This is a genomic window from Laceyella sacchari, assembly GCF_024927925.1.
In the GTDB taxonomy this organism is placed as follows: domain Bacteria; phylum Bacillota; class Bacilli; order Thermoactinomycetales; family Thermoactinomycetaceae; genus Laceyella; species Laceyella sacchari.
The window spans coordinates 1,879,745-1,904,349 of sequence record NZ_CP103866.1; the positions used below are offsets into that span (position 1 = coordinate 1,879,745).

Here is a 24,605-nt window from a genome sequence, read left to right on the forward strand (position 1 = left end):
GAGGCGAGTGTCACACTCGCCCTTGTTTATATCTGAAAATCACCGATCGTTTGCGTCGGATTACTCACCACCGCTTTGATCAATCGATGGAGGCGGTTTAATGTCTCCCGCACTTGCTCCGTATCAAAGACATGTTGGTCATGCCCGAATTTCAGCGTGATTCGTTCTTCAGGGAAACAGATGATCCCGTATTTCGTATGCGGTTCATCCACCACATCGTAATTTTTGACGACGAAGCCCCTATTCTTATTTGGTGCGAATACAGCCGGATCGGTGGGATAGTTTTCAAACACCCACAGATGGTCAGTAAGCTGATCTTGCAACGCGCTTTCTTTTTGAATATCAATCAAAGAGCAATAAGCATATTCATTGCACTTCAATGTATCCTGTTGCACAACTTGCAGAAGATCGGCAAACGTTGACGATTCCGTCCACGAGACTCTGATGGGCAACACATTTGTGAACAGACCGAACATCTGCTCAATCCCCTCTACTTCCGCAGGTCTTACTGACACCAGATTGGGCACAACCACTTCTTGTACATGGTTGATTTTGCCCAGCAACACACTCCACGCAACCATCAATGCCGAATTTAGCGTGACGCGGTTGTCTGTCACAAACTTCCGTAATTGGCTGCTCAGTTGCTCGTCCAATGTCAAATCCATAAATGTAAAGTCAGATCTCTTCTTGTGTGCGGTCTCCTTCTGGAAGGGAAGGCCGACCGGCCGATTGTAACCTGCCAGATAATCACGCCAAAAACGGCGTGCTTTTTCATGGTCTTGTGCGGCGATCCAATCCACAAACGATTGAAATGGTTGCACCGGAGTTAATTGTGCAGTGATTCCCGCTTGTCCAGCTTCGTAGAGTTGAACCAATTCTGTCAGCAAAATGCTGACGCTCCACCCATCACATAACAGATGTTGGGCGCTCCAGATCACCTTGTGCTCTTTCGGCCCCAATTGAAACACACAGAGGCGAGTCATGAGTTCGTCAAACGCAAATCCCCGGGCCAGATTTTGACTCATCCACCGTTGCAAGCATGCTTCTTGCTCCTGGTCGGTCATTCCCTGTAAGCTACGTACTTCCGCCTCCATTTGGGCTTCACGCAACACCACTTGCCACGGTCTTCCTTGATCATCTTGCACGATGATCGTCCGCAGGGCGTCGTATCGGTCAACCAGTTGTTGAAAACACTGGATAAACAGATCGATGTCCAATTCCCCTTCAAGTGTCCAGATTGTTTGCTCAAAGTATGCATCGGTGTCCGGTACTTTGGCCGCATGTTCATAAATCACTTGTTGAAAGGGGGCCAACGGATAAATTCGTTCGATCGTTGCATGCGGCATCTTCTCTTGCATTTTTTTGCGAATCTGAAGCTCTGCTTGCGCCTTGAGTTCTGACTCGACCGCAACCCCCGCGTCGTCGCTGGAGTCGCTTGTCCCTTCCGGATGGGTCAGCATGGAACGATCCAACTTCTTAATCGTCCGCGCAACATCTCTTAACACTGGGAATTCAAACAAACTTTTGGTATCCAGATGATAACCCTGTACAAAAAGACGTGCAGACACCTGAATCGCCTTGATGGAATCTCCACCCAAAGCGAAGAAATGGTCGTTTGCTCCGATCTGCTCCACATTTAACACTTCTTGCCATACACTGGCCAGTATCTTTTCGAGTCCCGCTTGGGGAGCGACAAACTTCTCTGCATTCCTTTGCTTTTTGGGGACTGGGAGCGCTTTGCGATCCAATTTCCCATTGGGCGTTAACGGCAATTGCTCCAAATGGACGAGATGGGCGGGAATCATATACTCTGGCAAGTGTTCCATCAAATGCTTCCGCAACGCTTTCTCATCAATCTCTTGTTGAGCCACCACATACCCCACCAAAAACTTCATGCCGCGCTCATCCGTCTGATCAATCACCACGGCTTGATCTACATCGGGATAGGTAAGCAAACAATGAGAAATCTCTTCCAATTCCACTCGATAGCCTTGAATTTTCACCTGATAATCCTGACGACCTAAAAATTCAATATAGCCCTCCGGGCGCATTCTGCCACAATCCCCCGTTTTGTAAATCGGGCCGAATTCCGGATGCATAATAAACGCATCCTTTGTCTTCTGATCGTCATTTAAGTAGCCTTGGGCCAGGCCGGCACCCCCGATGTACAAGTCACCGATCACGCCGACTGGACACATCTTCTGATCGTAATTAAGCACATAATACGTTTGGTTCGCCAGCGGTTTGCCATATGGGATGCTTTTCCAGTTCGCTTCCACCTGTTCGATCGGCCAATAGATAGACCAAATCGACGCTTCGGTCGCTCCTCCGAGGGAAATGACATCCGCAACCGGGAAATGCCGGTTGATTTTTGCCGGCAAAGGCAACGGAATCCAGTCTCCACTCAGCAAAACCAACCTCAACGATGTATTCTCAAAATGAGAACCCACATGATCTAGCGCCAAATCCATAATCGCTGGTACAGTATTCCAGATCGTGATCCCCCGACGCTCGACGGTGCGCACCAATTCGCGCATGTCTCTTGGATCGCGAATCATCACTAAGGTCGCGCCCGCACTCAAGGTCCCAAAAATGTCGTACACGGACAAGTCAAAACACATGGAGGAAATGCCGATAATACGATCCTCTTCATTTACTTCAAACTTCCGGTTAATATCTTGAATGGTGTTGGAAGCCGCTTGGTGGGTGATAATCACGCCTTTGGGTCTGCCGGTGCTTCCCGAAGTGTAAATGACATAAGCTGTATCTTCGGGTTCGGCCACGGGCGTCAGATCTCCGTCCGCATACGATGAGATCTCCATCGTTTCGTACAGGTCGGAATCAAGCAAGATCTTGCACGAACTGTTTTCCAAAATATAGGTTTGCCGCTCATACGGATGATCTGGATCAATGGGCACATAAGCTGCTCCCGCTTTCAGCACCGCCAGTAGGTTGATGATCGTCTCCACCTGTCGCTTCGCCAAAACGCCCACCCGGTCGCCCCGTCCAATGCCTCGGCTTTGCAGAAAACGGGCCACTTGGTTTGAACGTTGATCAAGCTCCGAATAAGTTAACCACTCCTGTTCAAAAACCACCGCCACTTGATCCGGCGTACGTTGCGCTTGATCGATGAACAATTGATGCAATGTAGCGGCAGGGATGGGTTCAGCCGTTGCGTTGTATTGGTCGATCAAAGCATAATCCTTTTGGCTGATACGTAGAGGGTTGATGTCCCCCTGCTCAACCAATTGATCCAGCAACTCCACAAATTGCGTGAACATGCTCTCCATCACTTCGGCATCAAACAACTCTTCGACGTAGTTCCAACTGACCAACAGCTCGCCGTTTTTTTCAATCACTACATTATCCAAATACACTTGCGGCGTCCGAGCGTGTATGTGGCGGAGAGAACCGATTTCTTCCCAAGCGAACGCGCCAGCACCAGCCAGCATGGAAGTGAACACAATCGGCATGACCGCTTTCGGCCTCATCTGGTGGTACCGTGTATAATCACGGATAAACTCCACACCGTCATAGTGTCGATGCTCCAACCCGTCCAGCAATGTGGATTGCGTCTGCTCCACCTTGGTGAAGAACGGTTGTTTTTGATCCATGTCCATATCCAAGAGGATGAGCGAAGTGAAATCCCCCACGATCTGCTCCACTTCATCATGTACCGGATAACGGTTAAAAACAGTCAAATTGATCGCCAACCGACGCTGATTGCTCCAAAACGCCAACACTTCCCCATAAACTGTACACAGCAAGGCCGATGGCGTCACTTGTTTGTCTTGCGCCAACCTTCGCAATTTTAACCATTTATCTTTGGTAATGATCGTCGTCAGCGATTGGAAGTTGGGAGTGCCGATTTCTGCCGGATCTTTAGCCAACAACAGCGAAGGAGCTGGCGGAAAATCAGGTAGCTTGTTGGTCCAATATGCTTTCGCCGTTTCATATTCCGTGCCTCGTTTCATGTCATCATAGATGTGCATATAATCCTGAAAGGTGAACGAGAGGGGAGGCAACTGAGCATCAGGCTGGTGGTAATAATGCATCAAGTCCTGCCCGACTAGATTCATGCTCGCTCCATCCATCAACAGCGCGTCATATCGGAAACACAATAAATAAGTGTGTTCTTGCAACTGGAATGCTTTTAATTCAAACAACGGCCATTGGCCCAATGGAAAGACATGGTCGATCATGCGCGAACGTTCTTCACGCAAACGTGCCGCTTGTTTTTCCGGAGGCATGGAAACCAAGCTCTCTACCTCAATCTCATATTCCGGGACGTCTCGCAAAATTTGCTGCTTCCCCTCCGGCAAGATCACTGCCCGCAACATAGGATGACGCTGAATAACCTTTTGGAAGCTCCGTGACAACCGCGCAATATCCAATTCTGTTTCATATTCGAAATACGTTTGCGGAGAAATCCCACTCAATTCAAATTGCGGATTGCGCCCCAACATGTAAGCGGTCTGCACTTCTGTCAAAGAAAACGGTTCCGAAAGATCTGCACGGCGAACCAGCACCCGGCCGTCGCTTTCTTGTTTTTGTGCTATCACCACCCGCTCGCTCAGCTCGGCGATGGTCGGATAGTTAAAGACATCTCTTGTACCCACTTTAAGCTGTTCTTTTCGCAATGCGTTGATAATCTGCAAGGCTTTAATCGATTCTCCACCCAAAGCAAAAAAATTATCATGGATACCCACCCGGTCGATTCCCATCACCTTTTCCCATGTTTGCGCCAACTTCTGTTCTACCGGATTACGCGGAGCAACATAAGGAGCGGACATTTGGTCGGCTTGACCAAGCTCTGACAGCCGCTTGCGATCTACTTTGCCGTTGGGGTTTAGCGGAATGGCTTCAACCCGAATCAGGTTTTCGGGTATCATGAAATCCGGCAACACTTTGCCTAGATATGCCCTGAGCTCTGCAAAGGGAATGGTTTCCTCAGACGCATAGTAGGCAGCGAGCCACTTTCTGTTTCCATCGGTACGGTCGATCACGACGGCCTGGCTAATCTGCGGATGTTTTCTTAGTTGAGCCTCAATTTCCCCCAATTCGATTCGGTATCCCCGTATTTTCACCTGTTGATCCATGCGTCCTAAATATTCCAGCTCCCCATTGGGTAACCAGCGGACAAGATCGCCAGTGCGATACATGGTTTCATCAGGATTAAACGGATTGGGGACGAATTTCTCTGTGGTCAATTCAGGTTTGCCGAGATACCCCCGCGCCACCGCCACACCAGAAATACATAGCTCTCCGGGCATGCCAAGTGGTTTTAGTTGACCATATTTATTCATCACATATGAGCGATAATTGGGGTTAGGTTTCCCGATCGTCACCGTGCTAGCATCGCTTAAATCCTTAACAGCCGCGCAAATCGTCGTTTCAGTTGGCCCATAGATGTTCAATATCCGCGCGTCGCTGATGCTCCGAATGCGCTCAACCAAATCGATGGAAAAAGGCTCCCCGGCCAACAAAATCGTCTTCAACTCTTTTAGGAACATCGCTTCTTCCGGATCACTTAAAACCAGTTCCATCCGCGACGGAGTTGACTCCCATAACTCCACTCCATGACGTTTAACCAACTCACCCAATTCACTCGTAGCCGATTGGCCATCGGTGGCAATCACCACCGTGGAGCCATGCGTCAGAGGTATGCCAAATTCCAACAAAGAGATATCAAAGGAGACACTGGCGAGAAAAAGGAAAGATTGATTGTCTTTCAAATGTTCCCCCATCACATGCATGAAATGGACCAGGGAGCGTTGCTCGATCATAACCCCTTTGGGATTCCCCGTCGAACCCGAGGTATAAATGACATAAGCCAAATCATCGGGTGTGCTGTCCCGGCACAAATCGCTCCCTTCCCCCTGAAACCATCGCCCATCTTCCAAATGCACCACTTCACCCGCAAACCTTGGCAACGCTTTCACAGATCGCTTGCTCAGCAACCACTTGGCTCCACTGTCATGAAGCATGTATTCAATCCGTTCCACGGGATAGTGGGGATCGATGGGGAGATAGACTCCTCCAGCCTTCAAAATCGCCAACATGCCAACAAGCATTTCCACAGAGCGATCCACCATAACCCCAACGATGCTATTTCTGGTTACGCCCCGATCTTTAAGGGTCAAGGCCAATTGATTTGCCTTTTTGTTCAATTCGCCATACGTGAGGGATTGATCCCCACACACAACAGCCAACCGCTCCGGGGCCTTGCGCGCTTGCGCCTCAAACAAATCCTGAAAAGTCTTCGTTAAGTCCACATCCGTCCGGACTTCGTTCATTTCCTCTTGCAACGTTTTCTCTTCTTCAGTTAAGATGCTGATCTCGTTCACAGCCATATCCGGGTTTCTCAGCACTTGCCGCAACACGTGAAGGTAAGAATCGGCAAACTGGTGCACAGGGATAGGCGGATGAGAACCACGGACATATTGGATAACGACTTCATCCTGCTCTTTCTCAGCATCCCTTTGCAACCAAATGACCAATTTTCGCTCGGAATCCTGTCCGAGCGACGGTTTGCTGTGCAACCTTTCCCATCCCAGAATCACTTCCGGGGAGAATGCGCTCATTTGTTCCGACAAAGCAGCCAAGGGATAACGCTGGTATTCATAAGCAAGCGAGAGGGTTTGTTCGACTTCTTCCACCACTTGCACAAAAGGCTGGCTGGCACAAATGTCGACGCGGATGGGCAACAATTCATTGGGTGCCGCATCCCCTTCCAAGCCACACGCGGTTACCGGAACGCCGACCGTGATTCGCTCTTGTTCTGTATAATGAACCAGGCAGGCGCATAAAGCTGCCTGCATCCAAGCAAGCAAGCTCAAATCACTTGACTTGTCCACTAATTCATCATCCAGCGGCACTTGCACCCTATCACACGAATCGGCTTTATTTGGACCACATTCCATATCAGACAATGAAAAGGAGGGCGCATCGGTAGATAATTGCTTTTTCCAAAACGATGCCGCCGCTTCATGCTCATGATTCAAATCCAAATCTCTTATTCGCATTCGTTTGCCCAACCCCCTCAAAATTCCTGATTACCCATCAATCTTCAAACCGCCCTCAATCGCATGAAGAATGACTTGGTGATCTTCCAGTTTCAAAAATGTTTGAATCTCTTCGAAATTCATGTGCCCAATCGAACACAACCCCACATTCAAATCCTCTGCCACCATATTTAAAGTCGCTGTAATGATGCCAGCCTCGATACAAGCGTAAAAATAGCCATCTGCCCCGTATTTGGGCATGGAGGCTCGAGCGTTATACACCAGATAGACGGAGAAAGCGGACTGGGCGAAAATATCTTGATTGATCAGCTCATGATCATCCTTGATTACTTGATCAATATTGTTGACTAACACCAAGCTGTGATCGGCCGGGTTGAAATAATAAAAGCCGGCTTTAACCCCTTCTACGCGTCTCGGCTTGACATAGACAAAGACATCAATTGGATAAAGCCCCCCTGCACTCGCGTAATTGTAAAGAATTTTGTCCTCTTTTCGTTGCTTTAAAGAAGACAACAGGTTGGAGAATGTGGCAAAAGAAACGGGTGTTTTCATGTCAAACCGTCGGCAAGATCTGCGTTTTTGAATAATGTCCGGCAATGCGCCACTTGTCTCCAGCTGAATCTTGGTCGACCGGCAAGCGGCATGTGTCCGGTTTAATTGCTCACTGACATAGTAATCCAATGCTTCTTTGGAATAACGAATCTGCTCACTGTATGGGTTGACGAACAGGCCTTCTTGCGGCGAAAACACTTCCCTTGGCGGCAATATACCCTCAACCAACACTCGATCTTGGATCAGAAGCTCCAGTATTTCATTCGCCTCTTTTTCACTTCCAGAGGAAAACCGCTCCAAGAGGCAGTTGATCGTCACGCCTGTTTGGGCAAAAAAATAAAATTCGGGAAACCACTCCAATATCATCCCTGTATAGGTCGACTCTCCAATCACCACACCCTCGTCCGACATTCGCCAATGTTTGGCGGGAGACCAGTAAAAGATTTGCTCGCCCATGTTCTCCTCCCTCAAATGTAGATTGTTATGTTAAAAATACAGTCCCCAACGCAGAAAAAGGCACCGAGACATCACAGTGGACACACTCCCCCGATGGGTTAGACTACATTTTTAATCACCTAATGGTTGGTAAAGACAACTTCACACATAGGATTACTAATATTAATAAAAAAGTAATGATATGGAATTATAAGACATTCAAAAAGACGTCACCCAAAAGCAATTAGGGCGAGATAAAGAAAAATATAAATATTAAATGAATCATATATTAAATATTTATTACATACTTTCATTTTTATCTAAAATATATGATAAACTATGCAGAATAAAAATACAACCTCAAATAAACTTATATAATCAACGATATTATTTAAGTTTTTTTAATGTTTTTACCTAAAATTATTAACGCTTCTCTTCAAAAAACTTGAACTGCCATCAAATCCCCATTTTTTTATCTAAGACTATTTAACCCTTTTAATAAATTAGCAAAACCAACCAATTATATAAGATTACACGGTTAATCCCCAGGCAACGAATAAAATACACTCTCTTAAAAAACCCAGCTCCTGAGCGAACAGCTTTTGCCGTCATGCAAGTGTTCCTTGCCATCAATGGCTATCGGCTGCAAATAAGTTCCAAAGAAGCGGAAAACATGATGGTCTCTTTTGAGGGAAATAATGGTGCAATTAAAATAGGGAAGGTACTGGAAGAAAAAGTGAAAATATTTTACTAGCCCCCCTCTTGCTTTATATAACAGGTGTTTTCTTTTTTTGGTGCGTTACCAATAAGGTCACTGTTGCAGTGATCGGAGCAAGTAAAACAACCACGGAAAAACGGTCTAATATACTTCTTTTTGATCCAATTCATGAACAAAAATTAATTTGGAATTTTTTGACTTTACCTATTGATTAACAACCGTTCATCATTTATAATGACTTACATACCAACCATTTGGAATTTAATGTATCTTGTTACATTAAATTACTTCGGGTTGGTGAATTGAAGGAGGTTGATTCATTTGAAGAAAAAAATGTTTTCACTCCTGGCATTAGCTGCTACTTTTGTAATGCTTGGCTCCTTCGTCGCGTATGCAGCATCTGCATCAGTGTATTTACCCACCAACGTGAAATCCCGCCAGTCTGCTCTCATCTCAGTAAGAGAGGGGAATCTCCATCTCGAAGTAACTTCACTCAATCGAAGAAATGTTGGCTTCGCCGTTTATCGTTATGTTTCACGGGGCCCAGATCAATTTATTACAGGTGGGCAGACTACAAGCAGATCTGCCTATGCAAGAGCTGTCTCAAGCGGTCGCTACTACATCGTATTAACTTGTAAAGATGGCAATGGTTATGGTTGCAACGCCAGAGGTAGCATCAATCAGTAAAAACAACCTGAATGTGGACATGAACGATTGTTCACATCTATGTGTAATATAAACATGAAAATAAAAACGAGAGCGTTTAGCTCTCGTTTTTATTTTCATTCGGTTAACACTTCTTATCCTGAAGGGTCCCTCTATTGTCCTCTTCAACTTTTTAGTGAATACACCCAGTCCTTTTCAATTAAATTTCATAAGTAGCTCCCTTCATATCTGAAACTCTCTATTATCAACCTAATATTATAAATATTTTAATAATGAGAAATAAAAACCGATAGGTATTATATGTATCTTTTTACAGAAAGAAATAAAAGCAAAAAAGAGGCTCGTTTGAGCCTCTTTTTTCCAAATTAGTACAGAGACATATATTGTTCGCGCTCCCATGGATGCACGGCGGTACGGAACATATCCCACTCGATTTCTTTTGCTTCCACAAAGTGTGCCAATGCGTGTTCACCCAAAGCCTCAACCATGACCGGATCGCTTTGCAACTCGATCAGCGCCTCATGCAGGTTGCTTGGCAAGTTCTCGATTCCCGCATCGCGACGCTCTTGCTCTTCCATGATGTAGATATTGCGGTCGGTTTGTTTCGGCAACGCCAGCTTGTTTTTCACACCATCCAAACCGGCTTTGAGCATCACTGCCAAGGCCAGGTAAGGGTTGGCGGCTGGGTCTGGAGAACGAACTTCGATCCGGGTGCCGAGGCCACGGGATGCTGGTACGCGCACCAACGGACTGCGGTTTTTGGGAGACCATGCAACATAACATGGAGCTTCATACCCCGGAACCAAACGCTTATAAGAGTTGACCAATGGATTGGTCACCGCGGTAAACGCACGAGCATGTTTCAAAACGCCAGCCAAGAAATAACGGGCAGTGGCAGACAGGCCCAACTCATCGCTTTCATCATAAAACACGTTCACATCGCCTTTGAACAGAGACATATGACAATGCATACCCGAACCGTTCACCCCGAACAGCGGCTTCGGCATGAAGGTAGCGTGCAGCCCGTAGCGGCGGGCAATGTTTTTTACAACCAGCTTAAAGATTTGGATGTTATCAGCCGTGGTTACCGCGTTGGCGTATTTGAAATCAATTTCATGCTGACCCGGGGCCACTTCGTGGTGAGAAGCTTCCACTTCAAAGCCCATTTTGTCCAAGGTCAGAACGATATCGCGACGGCAGTTTTCACCAAGATCCAGTGGAGCGAGGTCAAAGTATCCGCCTTTGTCGTTCAGATCCAGTGTTGGTTCCCCTTTTTCATTTGTCTTGAAGAGGAAAAACTCCGGTTCTGTCCCCACGTTGAACGAAGTGAAGCCCAATTCTTCAGCTTCTTTCAACACTTTTTTCAGGATACCGCGCGGATCGCCCGCAAACGGCGTACCATCAGGCAGATAGATGTCGCAAATGAGACCAGCTACTTTGCCTCCTGCGTCCGCACCCCAAGGGTAAATAACCCAGGTATCCAAATCCGGATACAGATACATGTCGGACTCTTCAATCCGTACAAACCCTTCAATCGACGAACCATCAAACATCATTTTGTTATCCAGCGCTTTTGGCAATTGGCTGGTTGGGATTTCCACGTTTTTGATGGTTCCCAAAAGATCGGTGAAAGTCAGGCGGATATAAGCTACATCTTCTTCTTGCACAATGCGCAAAATATCTTCTTTGGTGTACTTAGCCATCGCAGTCGTTCTCCTTTCATTTAAGCAAGATGTCTATCTTGACCGAAAGCAACAATCAGTGGCGGAAAAACCGAGATAATTCACCATGATTCAACGGAATCTGCCCCCGTCTCGGGTGAATGATCTGTTGTTTCAGCATGCGGCGCAATTCGCGCTCGCTCAGCTCCTTCTTGGCGGTTTCCGCTTCCCGTTTTGCTTCCAGGACTTGCTGTTGCTGTTTGAGCATTTCACGGATTCCCGCGATATTGATGCCTTTCTCCAAATAAGATTTGATCTGGAGCAAGCGATCAACATCATTGAAAGAGAATAACCGTTGGTTTCCCTTGGTCCTTTCTGGGCTGATCAGGCCTTGTTGCTCATAATACCGAATTTGACGCGGGGTCAGTTCGGTCAGCTTGGTCACAATCCCTATTGGAAATAAAGGCATATTCCGTCGAAGCTCATCTTTCACGTTCATTGAGGGCGCCCCCTTTCAGCTATTCGGGAATGCCTTACAACTCCATTATATTTATGTAAGGTTTGTTAGTCAATGCATGTAAGGAAAAATGACATTACTATTTTTTGGCTTGGGCTGAGGGTGAAATCGGGCATTCTCCACCCTTATCCACCGATTGCACATGTTCTTTGTTTCCGCTCGCTTCCATATTATTGCAGTGATTGACTTCACATATTCCGCCAGCCCAGTTTTTTTCGTTGATCAAACCATGAATGGTTGCACCAATCAAGCACCCGATCAGCAGCCTACGCAGACAATCCGAACCATAGCCCGCGTGCGGGAATGCGAATAAGGCGTCCAAGGAATGCTGGCACACCTCTTGCGACACTAACCGATGGAAACCGATCCCCCTCCCGCAGGCACTCCGCAACATGATATCCGTTTTCAAACCGATTCACGTGATTGGGATTATTCTGAATCCAAGGGTGGCAATGATTTCTTAATGCAATTCCTCTCAAAATCGTTTAAAATATGAAAAGGCTTACATCCACTGCATGGTGCGCCTTTTGTTTTTACCTACACAACTCTTTCATTCACATGGGACGCTTCCGCAAGCGTCCTCTTTTTTGTTGCCTTAGCCTCTGGTAACAACAACAAAGCCGTTTCCCCCAAATGGAAACGGCTTTGTTCTTTAAAAAATCACTAAGAAGCTGAACCAAATCACCAAACCCAACATCACTATGAATTTGACGAAAATCCCGCCTAAAAATCCAACCAATGTGCCATATGCCACTTTGAAAGCTTCGGTGACATTTCTCTTGATTACCAGCTCCATCAAGAAAACCAAGACAAAGGGTCCCACAATAATGCCGATCGGGCCGATGATAAACGGAAACGTCAGCACCCCCAAAACAGCGGCAACGACCGCCAGCGTGGACCCTCCGTATTTTTTTACAGCCACACTGCTTGAAATGTAGTCCACCAACATCAACAAAACAGCTATCAGCAACGTGGTGATCCAAAACCCGGTACCCAACTGCTCCCCACGATCAATCAGGAAATGATACACGGCAAAGCCGGCCACCATCAGCGGTACATCCGGCAACACTGGCACGATTAGCCCAACGAATCCTAGTATGATTAAGAAAAAGACTAGTACCCACAACAGCCATTCCACTACTCGTTTCCCCTTTCAAACGCGATGTGGCCCGTTTCTGCCATGTGATCCAGCGCTTGCACAATGCCGATCTTCACATGGGAATACGTCAATCCCCCCTGCATATAAGCGATGTATGGCGGTCTGAGCGGCCCGTCCGCCGAAAGCTCAATGCTAGCGCCTTGCACAAACGTTCCAGCCGCCATGATCACTTCATCACGGTATCCTGGCATAGCAGACGGAACGGGAAGAATGTGCGCGTCAATGGGGGAAGCCGATTGAATTCCTTGACAGAAGGCCACCAACAACTCTGCGCTTCCCAAATGGATTTGTTGTATGATATCCGTTCTTGTTTCTTCCCAAGATGGGGAGGTTTTGAAACCCAATTCTTCCAAAAAAGCTGCCGCGAACACCGCACCTTTAAGGGCTTCACCCACCACATGCGGTGCCAAAAACAACCCTTGATAATAATCGCGCATATACCCGTGCGTCGCCCCGCCTTCAACGCCAATCCCTGGCGCAACCAAACGAGAAGCTGCCCGCTCCACCCATTTGGCTTTACCGGCGATATATCCACCTGATTTGGCCAAACCGCCGCCGGGGTTTTTGATCAACGAGCCGGCAACCAAATCGGCGCCCACCTGAGTCGGTTCGACCTCCTCTACAAATTCGCCGTAACAATTGTCAACGAAAATAACCGCTTCAGGACAAATCTCACGCACCCGCTCAACCATGTCCCGGATGTCCGCGATGGTAAAGGAAGGGCGGTCCGCATATCCTCGTGACCGCTGAATACCGATCATACGAGTGCGCGCGCTTACCGCTTCCCGAAAAGCAACCCAATCGATTCGACCCGCAGAGGTCAACGGGATCTCCCGATAGGAGATGCCTAAATCCGCCAGTGATCCCGATCCATCGCATTCTTTTCCAATTACTTGGTGCAATGTGTCATAAGGGCGGCCCGTCAAATAGATCAACTCATCTCCTGGGCGCAACACTCCGTATAAACAAGCGGCGATTGCATGCGTGCCCGAAATGATGTTGGGTCGCACTAACGCTTGCTCCGCACCAAACAGGGAGGCGAACACTTTTTCAAATGTCTCTCGCCCCAAATCGTCATACCCGTATCCTGTTGAAGCCTGAAGATGAATTTCGCTCACCCCATGCTCACGGTATGCGGCCAGCGTTTTCCACTGCTGCCGATCGACGTTTCGTTCGATCCGTTTGAGCACAGGAGCGATTTTCTCCTCGACGGCAGCTACTTTCTTTTCGATCCATTGTCCATGTCGCAACTGGTTATACACTGATTCATCATTCCTATTGATTAAATTTCTAAGTAACTTGCTGTTTCAATTCTGACGGCAATTTCTCCAACTGTTTGTCCGTCAAGCGGCACTCTATCTCCATGAATGCGTCATTTGCCTTGGCAGAAACAACTTCTGCCATCCGATGCAAAGCAGAAAGAAGATCTCCCCGCTCAATCGGGATTTTCAGATGGACAGTCATGGGCTTGGAATGGAGCAAGTTTTCGATTTTCCTCTTCAATTTGTCCAAATCTTCCTCCCGCAACGCGGAAATGCGAACGATCTCCCGCCCATCGGGTTCGATACCTTGCCCATCCAACAAATCCGCTTTGTTGAGCACCATCAAGGTGGGAATGTCCGTCGCCTGCAACTCTTCCAACACCTTCTCCACCGCCGCAATCTGTTCGGCCGCTTCAGGGTGCGCCGCGTCAACCACATGCAACAAGAGATCCGCTTCCCGCACTTGTTCCAGCGTAGAGCGGAAAGCGGCCACGAGATGATGAGGCAAATTGCGGATAAAACCGACCGTGTCCGTCAAGATCACTTGTTGGCCTGAAGGCAACTCAAGCATGCGCGAAGTGGGATCCAGTGTGGCAAATAATTTGTTTTCAGCCAACACCTCTGCTCCTGTCAACCGATTGAGCAAAGTGGATTTGCCCGCGTTGGTGTAGCCAACCAAGGCGACTTGAACCACTTCGTTTTTTTTGCGCCGCTCCGAATGCAAACGGCGATGTTTTTTCACTTCTTCCAATTGTTTCTTCAAGTCGCGGATTTGTCGGTGGATGTGCCGACGATCTGTTTCCAATTTCTTCTCACCCGGTCCGCGAGTACCAATGCCCCCACCAAGGCGCGACAACTCTTTCCCACGGCCCGCCAAGCGGGGCAACATGTATTCCAACTGCGCCAGCTCCACTTGAATCCGTCCTTCTTTGGTCTGGGCGCGTTGTGCGAAAATGTCGAGAATCAACTGTGTGCGGTCAATCACTTTGCAGGGTAACAGCCGCTCCAGATTGCGGATCTGCGCCGGACTCAGCTCGTGATCAAAAATCACCAGATCCGCTTCCCGCTCTTCCGCCATTTTCGCCACTTCTTCCGCTTTTCCTTTGCCAATCAACCAAGCCGGGTCAAGGCGGTCGCGAAATTGCACCGCTTGACCGATCACTTCGGCTGCAGATGTTTCCGCCAAGCGTCCCAGCTCTTCCAACGTGGATAACAGTTCCCATTCATTTCGTTTGGGACCGCATCCAACAAGAATTGCCTTTTCTTTTTCGCTGTTTTGCACCGTTTCTATCCTACTTCATTCCTTTCTCAGACAGTGAGTGAATCATGGATTTTCTCATTATACCACGAAGCCTTGAACCCATTCTGCGAACCGGACTCTATTTGCAGGTCTTCGCTTCTGAGCGTCATCAGATCATCGCGGCTCGCGTGCTTGGCACGCAACAGACGAACGGCCTGATGGCGGGCCGCCTGTTCGATCAAATTACGGACATGGCGAGCATTGCCAAAATGGTTCCGATTTCTCAGCCGCTCCTCCTGCAAGTGTTTTTTCAGCTTCTCTTTGAAAGCGAAGGATAACCGGTATTCCCGCTCACGCACCATATTGTCCGCGATTTCCATCAACTCAGCCAACGTGAACGGCGGAAAAGTGAGTTGGATGGGAAACCGAGACGGCAATCCTGGGTTAAGCCGCAAAAATTGTCCCATCTCATGAGAATAACCCGCCAAAATGAGAATGAAATCATTTTTATGATCTTCCATTGATTTTACCAGGGTGTCGATCGCTTCCTTGCCAAAATCCTTGTCCCCGCCGCGCGCCAAGGAATAAGCCTCATCGATAAACAAAATGCCGCCCAATGCCCGGCGCACGTGTTCACGCGTTTTTTGCGCCGTGTGACCGATATATTCGCCAACCAAATCTGCCCGCTCCACTTCAATCAAATGCCCTTTGGACAAAACGCCCATCTCTTTGAACAACTTGCCGATGATGCGGGCCACAGTCGTTTTCCCCGTACCTGGTTCACCGGCAAAAATCATGTGCAACACTTGCTGGTCTGTTGCCAAACCGGCCGCTTGGCGACGTTTGCTCACTTCCAGCCAAGCGTATATCTCCGTCACAAACTCTTTTACCTTAGTCAGTCCGACCAATTCGTTCAATTGATCCAAGCACGCTTTTAGTGGCCCCTCCGTTTCACGGGCTGATTCCACGACAGAAGCCGGGGCTGCAGTTTGGCGGCATTGTTGGCGATGATCAAACACAACATGTATCTGATGTTTTGCGGTTCCGGTGTAAACCCTTCTCCCCATCCGGTTCACCTCTCTGTGGTCTGATGCTTTTTTATGTATACGCACCCGCCCAGAAATGGGTGAATCCCGTCAGAGGACTGAAAAAAGCTGCTGAAAGATTCAGCAGCTTAAAAGGGGCTCAGCCTTCTTTGCTTTCATCAGACGGCATCAGAGATACCGGACGAGCGGGAGTAAACGTGGAGATTGCATGCTTGTAAACCATTTGTTGTTTACCTTCGCTGTCAATCACTATGGTAAAATTATCAAAGCCGCGAATCACCCCGCGAAGCTGAAATCCGTTTACCAAATAGATGGTGACGGGAACCGATTCTTTGCGAATTTGGTTGAGAAATGTATCTTGAATGTTGATGGATTGTTTCAAAATCCGTACCTCCTATGTAATTTTAACATTTTACATTATTGTACTCTATTCTCTAGCCAAATGGCACTTTCCTGCAACCAAGCTCTGAATTTCTGCAAAACATTCCCTATTCGTCACATCGAACCAGTGCATCTCCCCATAACGGCGAAACCAAGATAACTGGCGTTTGGCGTACTTGCGCGAACCTTGCTTAATCAGATGCACCGCTTCCTCCAACGTTAATTGCCCTGACAGATAAGCCATGATTTCCTTATACCCAATGGCTTGCATTGAAGTCAAACCGAGGCCGTACCCTTTCTCCTTTAACCTCTTGACTTCTTCGACCAGTCCTTGTTCCAGCATCAGATCGACGCGCTTATTGATCCGTTCATATAAAAGCTCACGCGGCATCGTCAAACCAATCCAGCACGCATCATATGGAGAGGTGCCTCTTCCCTTCAACTGGGAAAAAGGAATACCAGTAACATCATAGACCTCTAACGCGCGAATCATACGTCGAATGTCATTGGGATGCAATTTTTTGGCCGTCTCGGGATCGATCTCTTGCAAGCGAGCATGCAACACTTCGCCACCCTGCTCAGCGGCGAGTCTGCCCAATTCTTGGCGCAAGGCCTGATTCTCAGGGACCTTTGGCATGTCATAATCATACATCACCGCTTCGATATATAATCCTGTTCCCCCCACTAGCATGGGAAGGCGACCCCGCTCATGAACCTCGTCGATTTTCTGCCGCGCCAACTTCTGATATTCCTGAACGGAAAAAGAGGTATCTGGATCGATGATGTCAATGAGATGGTGCGGGATACCTTCTTGCTCTTCAGGTGTGACTTTGGCTGTCCCTATATCCATACCCCGATATACCTGCATTGAATCCCCTGAGATGATTTCACCATTAAATTGTTTGGCCAGCTTGATGCTGAGCGCCGTTTTTCCGACAGCGGTGGGTCCAGCGATCACCAACACCTGTGGCTTCATTGGACTCCCCCCTTTCGAATCACACCCCAAGCAAAGCTAGAAGAGGACTTGACAATCTCAAACCCGAGCCGGGCGAATTCTCCTCCCTTGGGCCGTTCCTTCAGCAATACGGCACGCTTCGCCACTCGGATCGCTTCCCGGACAGAGCGCTCATCCAACGGTTCTGGATTGGCCAACGGTTTCAACTGTTGGATGGCATTTGAAGCCTGTACCGTCTCCCGGAACATCGGATCGAACATCACCACATCAAACGAATTATCTTGGCATAATGGCAGATAGGTTCGATAATCCGCCTGAACCACTTCGACCCGCCGCAATGCACGGTGCAAGGCTTTGCGATCGGTCTCATACGTTTTTAGGCCATGTTTTACGATAGCAGCAATCACCGGCTGGCTTTCAAGAGCCACCACTTGTCCCTCATCTCCCACGACATGAGCCGCTACAACGGCGTCCGCGCCCATGCCCAAGGTGCAATCAAGTACGCGGTCTCCCGGCTTAAGCCCCGCACATTCCACCATCGCATCGGAATCTCCATTCAACAACTGCTTGATCCTGAGCGCGGACATACTGGGATGAAAGAAAAAAGGCTGACCTTGTTCCTCCTCCACCCGCCATCCCTGTTTCGTCACAATGACCGCCCGAGATTCACCCGTTTGTGCAAACAAATCAGGCAGCGAATGACGTTCCCGCATCACATAGGGAATTCCCAACAATGCAGACAGATACCGGGCTTCTTGGATTTCTTTCGTTCCTGGATGAAAAGACGTTGTCACAAACACGGTTCTACATCACTCGCTTAAACATTTTTTCTAACTCATAGCTGGAGAAATGAACAAAAATGGGACGGCCATGCGGGCAAGTGAACGGATTTTCGCATTGGTTCAACTGCACCAACAAGGTTTCCATCTCATCACGGCGCAAATGCCGATTCGCTTTGATCGCCGCTTTGCAGGACATCATCTTGGCCGTCGCATCACGCAGCGCACCCGTATCCACTTTGCCATGCTCCTTCAGCCACTCAATGATTTCGTGAACCAGGCTCTCCGCGTCTTCTCGTGGAAACCAAGTGGGATAGGCTCGGACAACAAACGTCGTTCCCCCAAAAGGCTCCATTTCCAACCCCCACTGCCGCAAATACGCCAATTTGGCTTCCAACAGCTCAGCTTCCGCGGGCGAACACTCAATCGTCAACGGAATGAGCAAGGGGTATTGCTTGGTATTTTCTTCGCCCAATTTGCGTGAATAAATCTCATAATAGATGCGCTCATGCGCCGCATGTTGGTCAATCAGATAAAAGCCATCTTTGGATTGGGCCACTATATAAGTGCCGTGCACCTGCGCCAACGGCTCCATTTCCGGCAAACGCGGGGATGTGGAATCAGTCTCCGCCGATTCCGTCCATTCCGTTTCTTCCACCTGCGCAACCGAAGGAGCGGGCGCAGCTTCTTCACGTTTGGCAAACGAGGTCAAAGCTGACTGGTAAGCGGGTTGTGACGGAGCGCTAGGCGGTCGCGGCGGTGTGAATGTGAGCGGCTTTGGCTCCTCTGCTACCAACTTTTCCTGTCTGAAAGATTCCTGCCCGCGCGTCTGGAGCGGTTGTGGCACCTTTTCCAAGTCACCAGCATCGCTCGTACTGGCCTCCATCACCCGATCCCCGCTCGGTTGTAGGGGCGGATAAATAGGCTTGTTTATTGATTTGGACGGCGGTGCCTCCATCTTCTCCCACGAGAGCTCGTCCTGGACAACCGTCGTTTTGATCCGAGCTTGCCCTACACTCCCCATCGCGCCCGGCACAAACCGCTCCGCTTTGAACGCCTGCGTGATCGCTTCCTCTACCAACCGGCAACACTCTTTTTCCTTACTTAACCGCACTTCCAATTTAGCGGGATGCACATTTACATCAACCAATTTGGGGTCCATCTGCACCGTCAGCACACCGATGGGATAACGTCCATTCGGCAACAATGTGCCATAGGCGCGCAAAATGGCTTGTGTAATCGGTATGGAACGAACAAACCGGCCATTTAACACGGTGGATAGATAGGAACGAGTGGAACGAGTGATTTCCGGTTTGGTCACATAACCCGCGATGGCAAAGTCCGCGTCTTCCCCCGCAAACGCCACCATCCGGCTCGCCACCTGCTTGCCGTACAGGGCGTGCAGCACATGCAGCAACTTGCCGTCACCACTCGTGCGAAACAGCTCCCGTTGATTATGGCTAAGTGCAAAAGAGATATGTGGATGGGCCAAGGCCAGCCGTCCGACAACATCCGCCACATGGCTAACCTCAGTGTTGACCGTTTTCAGGTACTTCAAACGAGCCGGTGTATTGTAAAAAAGCTCTTTTACCACCACATCTGTCCCTTGGGAGCGGGAGGCATCCTCAACTGAGAGGAGTTCGCCTCCTTCGATCCGCACCACTGTCGCCAGTTGCGAAGGATCATGGGCCGTGGTCAGAGTCACCCGCGCAACCGAGGCGATGCTGGGCATGGCTTCACCGCGAAAGCCCAGGGTTTTGATCGAAAACAGGTCCCGTTCGCGCTTGATTTTGCTTGTCGCATGCCGGGAGAAGGCCAAGATCGCATCTTCTCGATCCATCCCGATTCCGTTGTCAGAGACACGGATTAAGGAAATGCCGCCTTCTTCGATGTGAATCTGGATACGGGTCGCCTCCGCATCAATTGCGTTTTCCACCAACTCTTTCACAATTGAAGCCGGCCGTTCAACCACTTCTCCCGCAGCTATCTGGTTGGCCAAATGATCGTCCAACACTTGGATTCTGCCCACGCTTTCGCCCTCCTTCCTCACTGATCAGTTACAATTTCTGTTTCAATTCATATAAAAATTGCATGCACTCAAATGGGTTCTTCATCATCAAGTCCCATTGCCGCAATGCTTCAATGATTTCTTGCTCCTTAGCCGACAAAAGCGCCGTGGTCGTGCCGTTCCCTTGCTCTGACTCAGCCACATGGTTAGCCGTTTCATTTTTCGCAGGCGAAGTAGTTTTGGCCGCGTAGTCAAACAATGACAGCTGGGCGGAATCATCCGGTTTGGGGTCGGCAGGTTCCGGCGAAGCGTGAAAGCGCCCTTCCAATTCCCCTAATATCTCTTTGGCACGATGGATCACCGGCTGCGGCAAACCTGCCAATTCAGCAACATGAATACCGTAACTTTTGTCCGCCCCGCCGGGGACGATCCGGTGCAGAAAGACTACTTTGCCGTCCTTCTCAATGCATTGGGCATGTACATTGACCAATCGGGCTAGTTGCCGCTCCAGTTCCGTCAACTCATGGTAATGTGTGGAGAACAATGTCTTCGCCCCGATATGGTCGTGGATGTATTCCACAATGGCGTGCGCCAAAGCCATCCCATCATAAGTGGACGTACCCCGCCCCACTTCATCGAGCAAAATCAGGCTACGGGAGGTCGCTTCCCGCAAGGCATGGCACGTTTCAGCCATCTCCACCATAAAGGTACTGCGCCCGCCAATCAGGTCATCCGCCGCACCGATGCGGGTGAAAATGCGATCTACAATGGAAACTTCAGCGTATTCCGCCGGCACATAACTTCCGATCTGGCTCATCAGCGTGATCAAAGCCACTTGGCGCATATAGGTGCTTTTACCAGCCATGTTTGGTCCGGTAATCAGCAAGATTTGCCGTTTATCTCCATCCAGAGTCACATCGTTGGCCACAAAGTCATCCACATTTGTGGCCGCCTCCACCACTGGATGACGTCCCTGTTTGATATGCAGGCGATCCGCTTGATGAACTTCCGGTCTCACGTACCGATATTTTTGGGCGATGATGGCAAAAGCTTGTAGCACATCGATTTCAGCCACCTTCTCCGCCAAATGTTGCAAACGGGTCACCTCTTGCGCCACTTGGTTGCGCACTTCTGTGAACAGCTCATATTCCATTTCCACCGATTTTTCGGCGGCGTTCAAAATCAATTGCTCCCGTTCCTTCAACTCGGGGGTCACAAACCGTTCCGCATTGGCCAGGGTCTGCTTCCGTTGATACCGCTCTGGTACATGCTGCAAATTGGATTTTGTCACTTCGATATAGTAACCGAATACCCGGTTATACCCGATTTTCAACGACTTGATGCCCGTCGCTTCCCGTTCTTGCTGTTCCAACTGCGCAATCCAACTTTTGCCGTCTTTTTGGATGGCGCGCAATTGATCCAGATCAGCATGGTATCCTTCCCGCATGATGCCGCCTTCTTTGACGGAAACAGGGGGTTCATCCACAATTGCGCGGTCAATCAACTCCCGGAGTGCCTGGCACTCATCCATCTGCTCACCCAACGCGGCCAATTCATCATGATCCGACCGCATCAATCGCTCGCGCAAGTGAGGGATGACACTTAATGAACGCTTCACATTGGTCAGGTCCCTCGCATTGGCTGAGCCAAACGAAATCCGTGCTGCAAGGCGCTCCAAATCATACACTTGCTTTAACATCTCGCGCGCTTCATCCAGCAGGATGAAATCTGACAAAAACGCTGCTACTGTGTCTTGGCGCCGCTTGATGTCCGATACGTTCAACAGGGGCTTGTCCAACCACTTACGAAGCAGACGGCTCCCCATGGCCGTTGCTGTTTGGTCAAGCAACCACAGCAGGGAACCCCGTTTTTTGCCTTCACCCAGTGTCCGCGTTAATTCGAGATTGCGCCGTGCCGCTTCATCCAGCATCATGAATTGTTTGGCATCATACCGGCGCAAACGACGCAAGTGCCCCAGGGTACGCTTTTGGGTCTGCTTCAGATAGGCAAACAACATGCTGAGTACGCGCCGCAAGGGCTCGGACGTGCAAACCTCATGGAAATTGGCAAATTGCTCCGGCAGCTCTTCCGCCAATTCTTGTTCAACCAGCTTTTCCAGGGTGAGCGGATTCACCAAACATTTGCATCTGCCCGACAGCGCTTCACGGAAGGCATCATTCCCATGCAATCCCTCATCGAGCAAAACTTCTTTGGGCTCATAGCTGGCCGCTTCATCAATAATCCAATCCAATGAACCTGACAATTCGGTGACATGGCATTCCCCCGTGGACAGATCCGCCGCAGCGAGCGCCATCGTTCCACCGAAACCGGCAAGTGCGAGCAAGAAATTGTTTTCTTGCTCAACCAGCATGTTCTCTTCAATGATGGTGCCGGGAGTAATAACTCGAACCACTTCCCGTTTCACCACCCCTTTGGCCGCCGCCGGATTTTCCACTTGTTCACATATCGCCACTTTATACCCTTTTTCGATCAACTTTTCCACATACGTATGCGCCGAATGATAGGGAACCCCACACATGGGAATCCGCTCTTTTCCCCCATCTCGGCTGGTTAACGTAATCTCCAGCTCTTCCGCTGCCTTTTCAGCATCAGAAAAAAACATTTCATAAAAATCGCCGAGGCGAAAAAATAAAAAGGCATCAGGATATTGTGCCTTTATCGATAAATACTGTTGCATCATCGGAGTATATTGCGACATGGTCTCTTCCTCCGCATATATTTTTCATTCACCTATTTTAACATGAAAATCTGGAGTCATCCCATTTGTTCACAAAGTTTTTTTCCTGACAAGCGCCTGCTGATATGGAGGCAGGTACCAAACTTTGCGGAAATCTTGTGTCTCATCCCATGTTTCACCGGATAGGAGATAATGGAACAAGTCATCCAACGGCTTTTTGTATAACTCATAATCAGCGCATTTCTTCAGCTTTTCCCATAAGTTGGGCAACCAGCGGTAGATCAACGCTTTGCGGCCCATATAATAAGCGCGCTGGATTTCTGGGTCTTGCAACGGGAAATAAGGAAGGGTGCGGTAATTGCAAGCGATCAATTTGGCCAGGGCGAACACCCCTTTGGTCAATGTAGGGGAGACCAACCAGCTCGGCGGCGTACGATATTCGAATCCCCCATGCGGCTGAAACCGATAATCTCCCAAATAGCCGTATTTCGGCCTGCGGTCGATTCCTTTCACATCTTCGGCAATCACAAACAAAAGAGCCATATAGTTATCCAATGCCCGAAACAGTTTAAAGTTTGGCTTGATGCCGCTGTAATGAATATGCCCCCCTAAAGGAAAACCGCTCCAAGGCATTCCCCCAGCTAGCCATTTTCCCTGGATATGCCTCGTCTTCCTGGCCAGTTTGGTCAGCAGGCGATAAATGCTCATCACCATGGTTTTCGGGTCGGAGGTAGGTGTGGGCCTCAATTCAAACAGCGGCTTCTTGCCACGGTCTTCCCCCAACCAAATCGCATCGCAGCCGATCTCCCCCCGCACCGGTATCAGTTCGGAGGCGATGACCAATTTTCCGTCGGGTCCAACCATTACAAATTCCGGATCGGCCCCCAACACGATTTGCTCCGGTTCCGGTTTCGGCTCGACACACTGAGCAACATAACCTTTCAATGCGTTGAGGAAGCTTTTGATTCCATCCTCACCCAACGAAGGCGTCACTGTGAGGCCTGCAACGACAAGTTTGCCACCGCTGACCGCACCGACTTTGACCATGCCGTAATCCAGTCCCAATGCATAAATCGTGCGGGTAGCCAACAGTTTAGCCCGACGGTACTCACGCGGCCGATCCTGTTCTTTTACCCGCCGATACCGTGTTCGCTTTTGTTGGTGATTGGCCAACCACACGGTTTGTTCCGTGGAACAATATGCAGTCAACACTTCGGTCTGAAATATGAAAAAAAGATACTCCCTCACAAATTTGAACTTATCATTTACCGCGATACCATGCAATTGAAGCTGCTCTCTTCGCACACGCGGCTGAATTGCCCGTTCCACCTGTTGCTCCTCATTCAAAGTCAGCATCGCTTTGGATAACTGCGGCGCTTGCGGCAGTTGCAAAGCAATCGAAGGAACGAGCGTTCGATCCCCGTCCAAAACCAGCTTTCTCAATTCTTCATCATTTTTTATCGATTCGTAAGGAAGGGTGGCGGCTACCATGAAGCTTTCCCC

The 24,605-nt window shown here is 49.0% G+C and carries 15 protein-coding genes; 1 reads left to right on the forward strand and 14 read right to left on the reverse strand.

Annotated elements, in window-relative coordinates; genetic code table 11:
• Positions 1-26: 26 nt before the first annotated feature.
• Both NYR52_RS09350 and NYR52_RS09355 read right to left on the reverse strand, forming a co-directional pair.
• Entirely contained in the window at positions 27-7,025 is a 6,999-nt protein-coding gene (locus tag NYR52_RS09350; protein WP_259435535.1) for a non-ribosomal peptide synthetase, read from the reverse strand.
• Between the two features lie 30 nt (positions 7,026-7,055).
• Positions 7,056-8,033, reverse strand: a complete 978-nt coding sequence (locus tag NYR52_RS09355) for a SagB/ThcOx family dehydrogenase (protein ID WP_132220762.1) — start codon at positions 8,031-8,033, stop codon at positions 7,056-7,058.
• Positions 8,034-9,051: 1,018 nt separating this feature from the next.
• Between NYR52_RS09355 and NYR52_RS09360 the strand changes: the two genes are divergently transcribed.
• A complete protein-coding gene (locus NYR52_RS09360) occupies positions 9,052-9,417 on the forward strand; it encodes a hypothetical protein (protein ID WP_132220764.1) in 366 nt (121 codons plus the stop codon).
• Positions 9,418-9,761: 344 nt separating this feature from the next.
• Here NYR52_RS09360 and glnA read toward each other — a convergent pair whose 3' ends face one another.
• From glnA to NYR52_RS09420, 12 genes are all read right to left on the reverse strand, one after another.
• On the reverse strand, positions 9,762-11,099 hold the full coding sequence (gene glnA, locus NYR52_RS09365; protein ID WP_022737635.1) for a type I glutamate--ammonia ligase: 1,338 nt from the start codon (positions 11,097-11,099) through the stop codon (positions 9,762-9,764).
• Between the two features lie 55 nt (positions 11,100-11,154).
• Positions 11,155-11,550: a MerR family transcriptional regulator gene (locus NYR52_RS09370; protein ID WP_029072010.1), complete on the reverse strand. Its 396-nt coding sequence runs from the start codon at positions 11,548-11,550 to the stop codon at positions 11,155-11,157.
• Positions 11,551-12,226: 676 nt separating this feature from the next.
• A complete protein-coding gene (locus NYR52_RS09375) occupies positions 12,227-12,712 on the reverse strand; it encodes a DUF456 domain-containing protein (RefSeq protein ID WP_022737632.1) in 486 nt (161 codons plus the stop codon).
• Positions 12,712-13,995, reverse strand: coding sequence for a methionine gamma-lyase family protein (locus NYR52_RS09380; protein ID WP_132220768.1), 1,284 nt, complete (start codon positions 13,993-13,995; stop codon positions 12,712-12,714). Before NYR52_RS09380 ends, NYR52_RS09375 begins: the two co-directional genes overlap by 1 nt.
• Before the next feature lie 28 nt (positions 13,996-14,023).
• Positions 14,024-15,286 (reverse strand): GTPase HflX, encoded by a 1,263-nt coding sequence (gene hflX / locus NYR52_RS09385; protein ID WP_375163199.1) that lies wholly within the window; start codon positions 15,284-15,286, stop codon positions 14,024-14,026.
• Between the two features lie 17 nt (positions 15,287-15,303).
• A complete protein-coding gene (locus tag NYR52_RS09390; RefSeq protein WP_132220772.1) occupies positions 15,304-16,302 on the reverse strand; it encodes an AAA family ATPase in 999 nt (332 codons plus the stop codon).
• Between the two features lie 118 nt (positions 16,303-16,420).
• Positions 16,421-16,663: an RNA chaperone Hfq gene (gene hfq / locus NYR52_RS09395; RefSeq protein WP_022737628.1), complete on the reverse strand. Its 243-nt coding sequence runs from the start codon at positions 16,661-16,663 to the stop codon at positions 16,421-16,423.
• A gap of 45 nt (positions 16,664-16,708) precedes the next feature.
• Positions 16,709-17,638, reverse strand: coding sequence for a tRNA (adenosine(37)-N6)-dimethylallyltransferase MiaA (gene miaA / locus NYR52_RS09400; protein ID WP_132220774.1), 930 nt, complete (start codon positions 17,636-17,638; stop codon positions 16,709-16,711).
• Positions 17,635-18,417 (reverse strand): class I SAM-dependent methyltransferase, encoded by a 783-nt coding sequence (locus NYR52_RS09405; protein ID WP_132220776.1) that lies wholly within the window; start codon positions 18,415-18,417, stop codon positions 17,635-17,637. Before NYR52_RS09405 ends, miaA begins: the two co-directional genes overlap by 4 nt.
• A 4-nt stretch (positions 18,418-18,421) precedes the next feature.
• Positions 18,422-20,425, reverse strand: a complete 2,004-nt coding sequence (gene mutL, locus NYR52_RS09410) for a DNA mismatch repair endonuclease MutL (protein WP_132220778.1) — start codon at positions 20,423-20,425, stop codon at positions 18,422-18,424.
• 28 nt (positions 20,426-20,453) lie between these two features.
• Positions 20,454-23,123: a DNA mismatch repair protein MutS gene (gene mutS / locus NYR52_RS09415; protein WP_259435536.1), complete on the reverse strand. Its 2,670-nt coding sequence runs from the start codon at positions 23,121-23,123 to the stop codon at positions 20,454-20,456.
• A 69-nt stretch (positions 23,124-23,192) separates the two neighbouring features.
• The gene (locus NYR52_RS09420) at positions 23,193-24,593 is read right to left on the reverse strand and encodes a putative amidoligase domain-containing protein (protein ID WP_132220782.1); all 1,401 of its coding nucleotides are present in this window, start codon (positions 24,591-24,593) and stop codon (positions 23,193-23,195) included.
• Between the last annotated feature and the right edge of the window lie 12 nt (positions 24,594-24,605).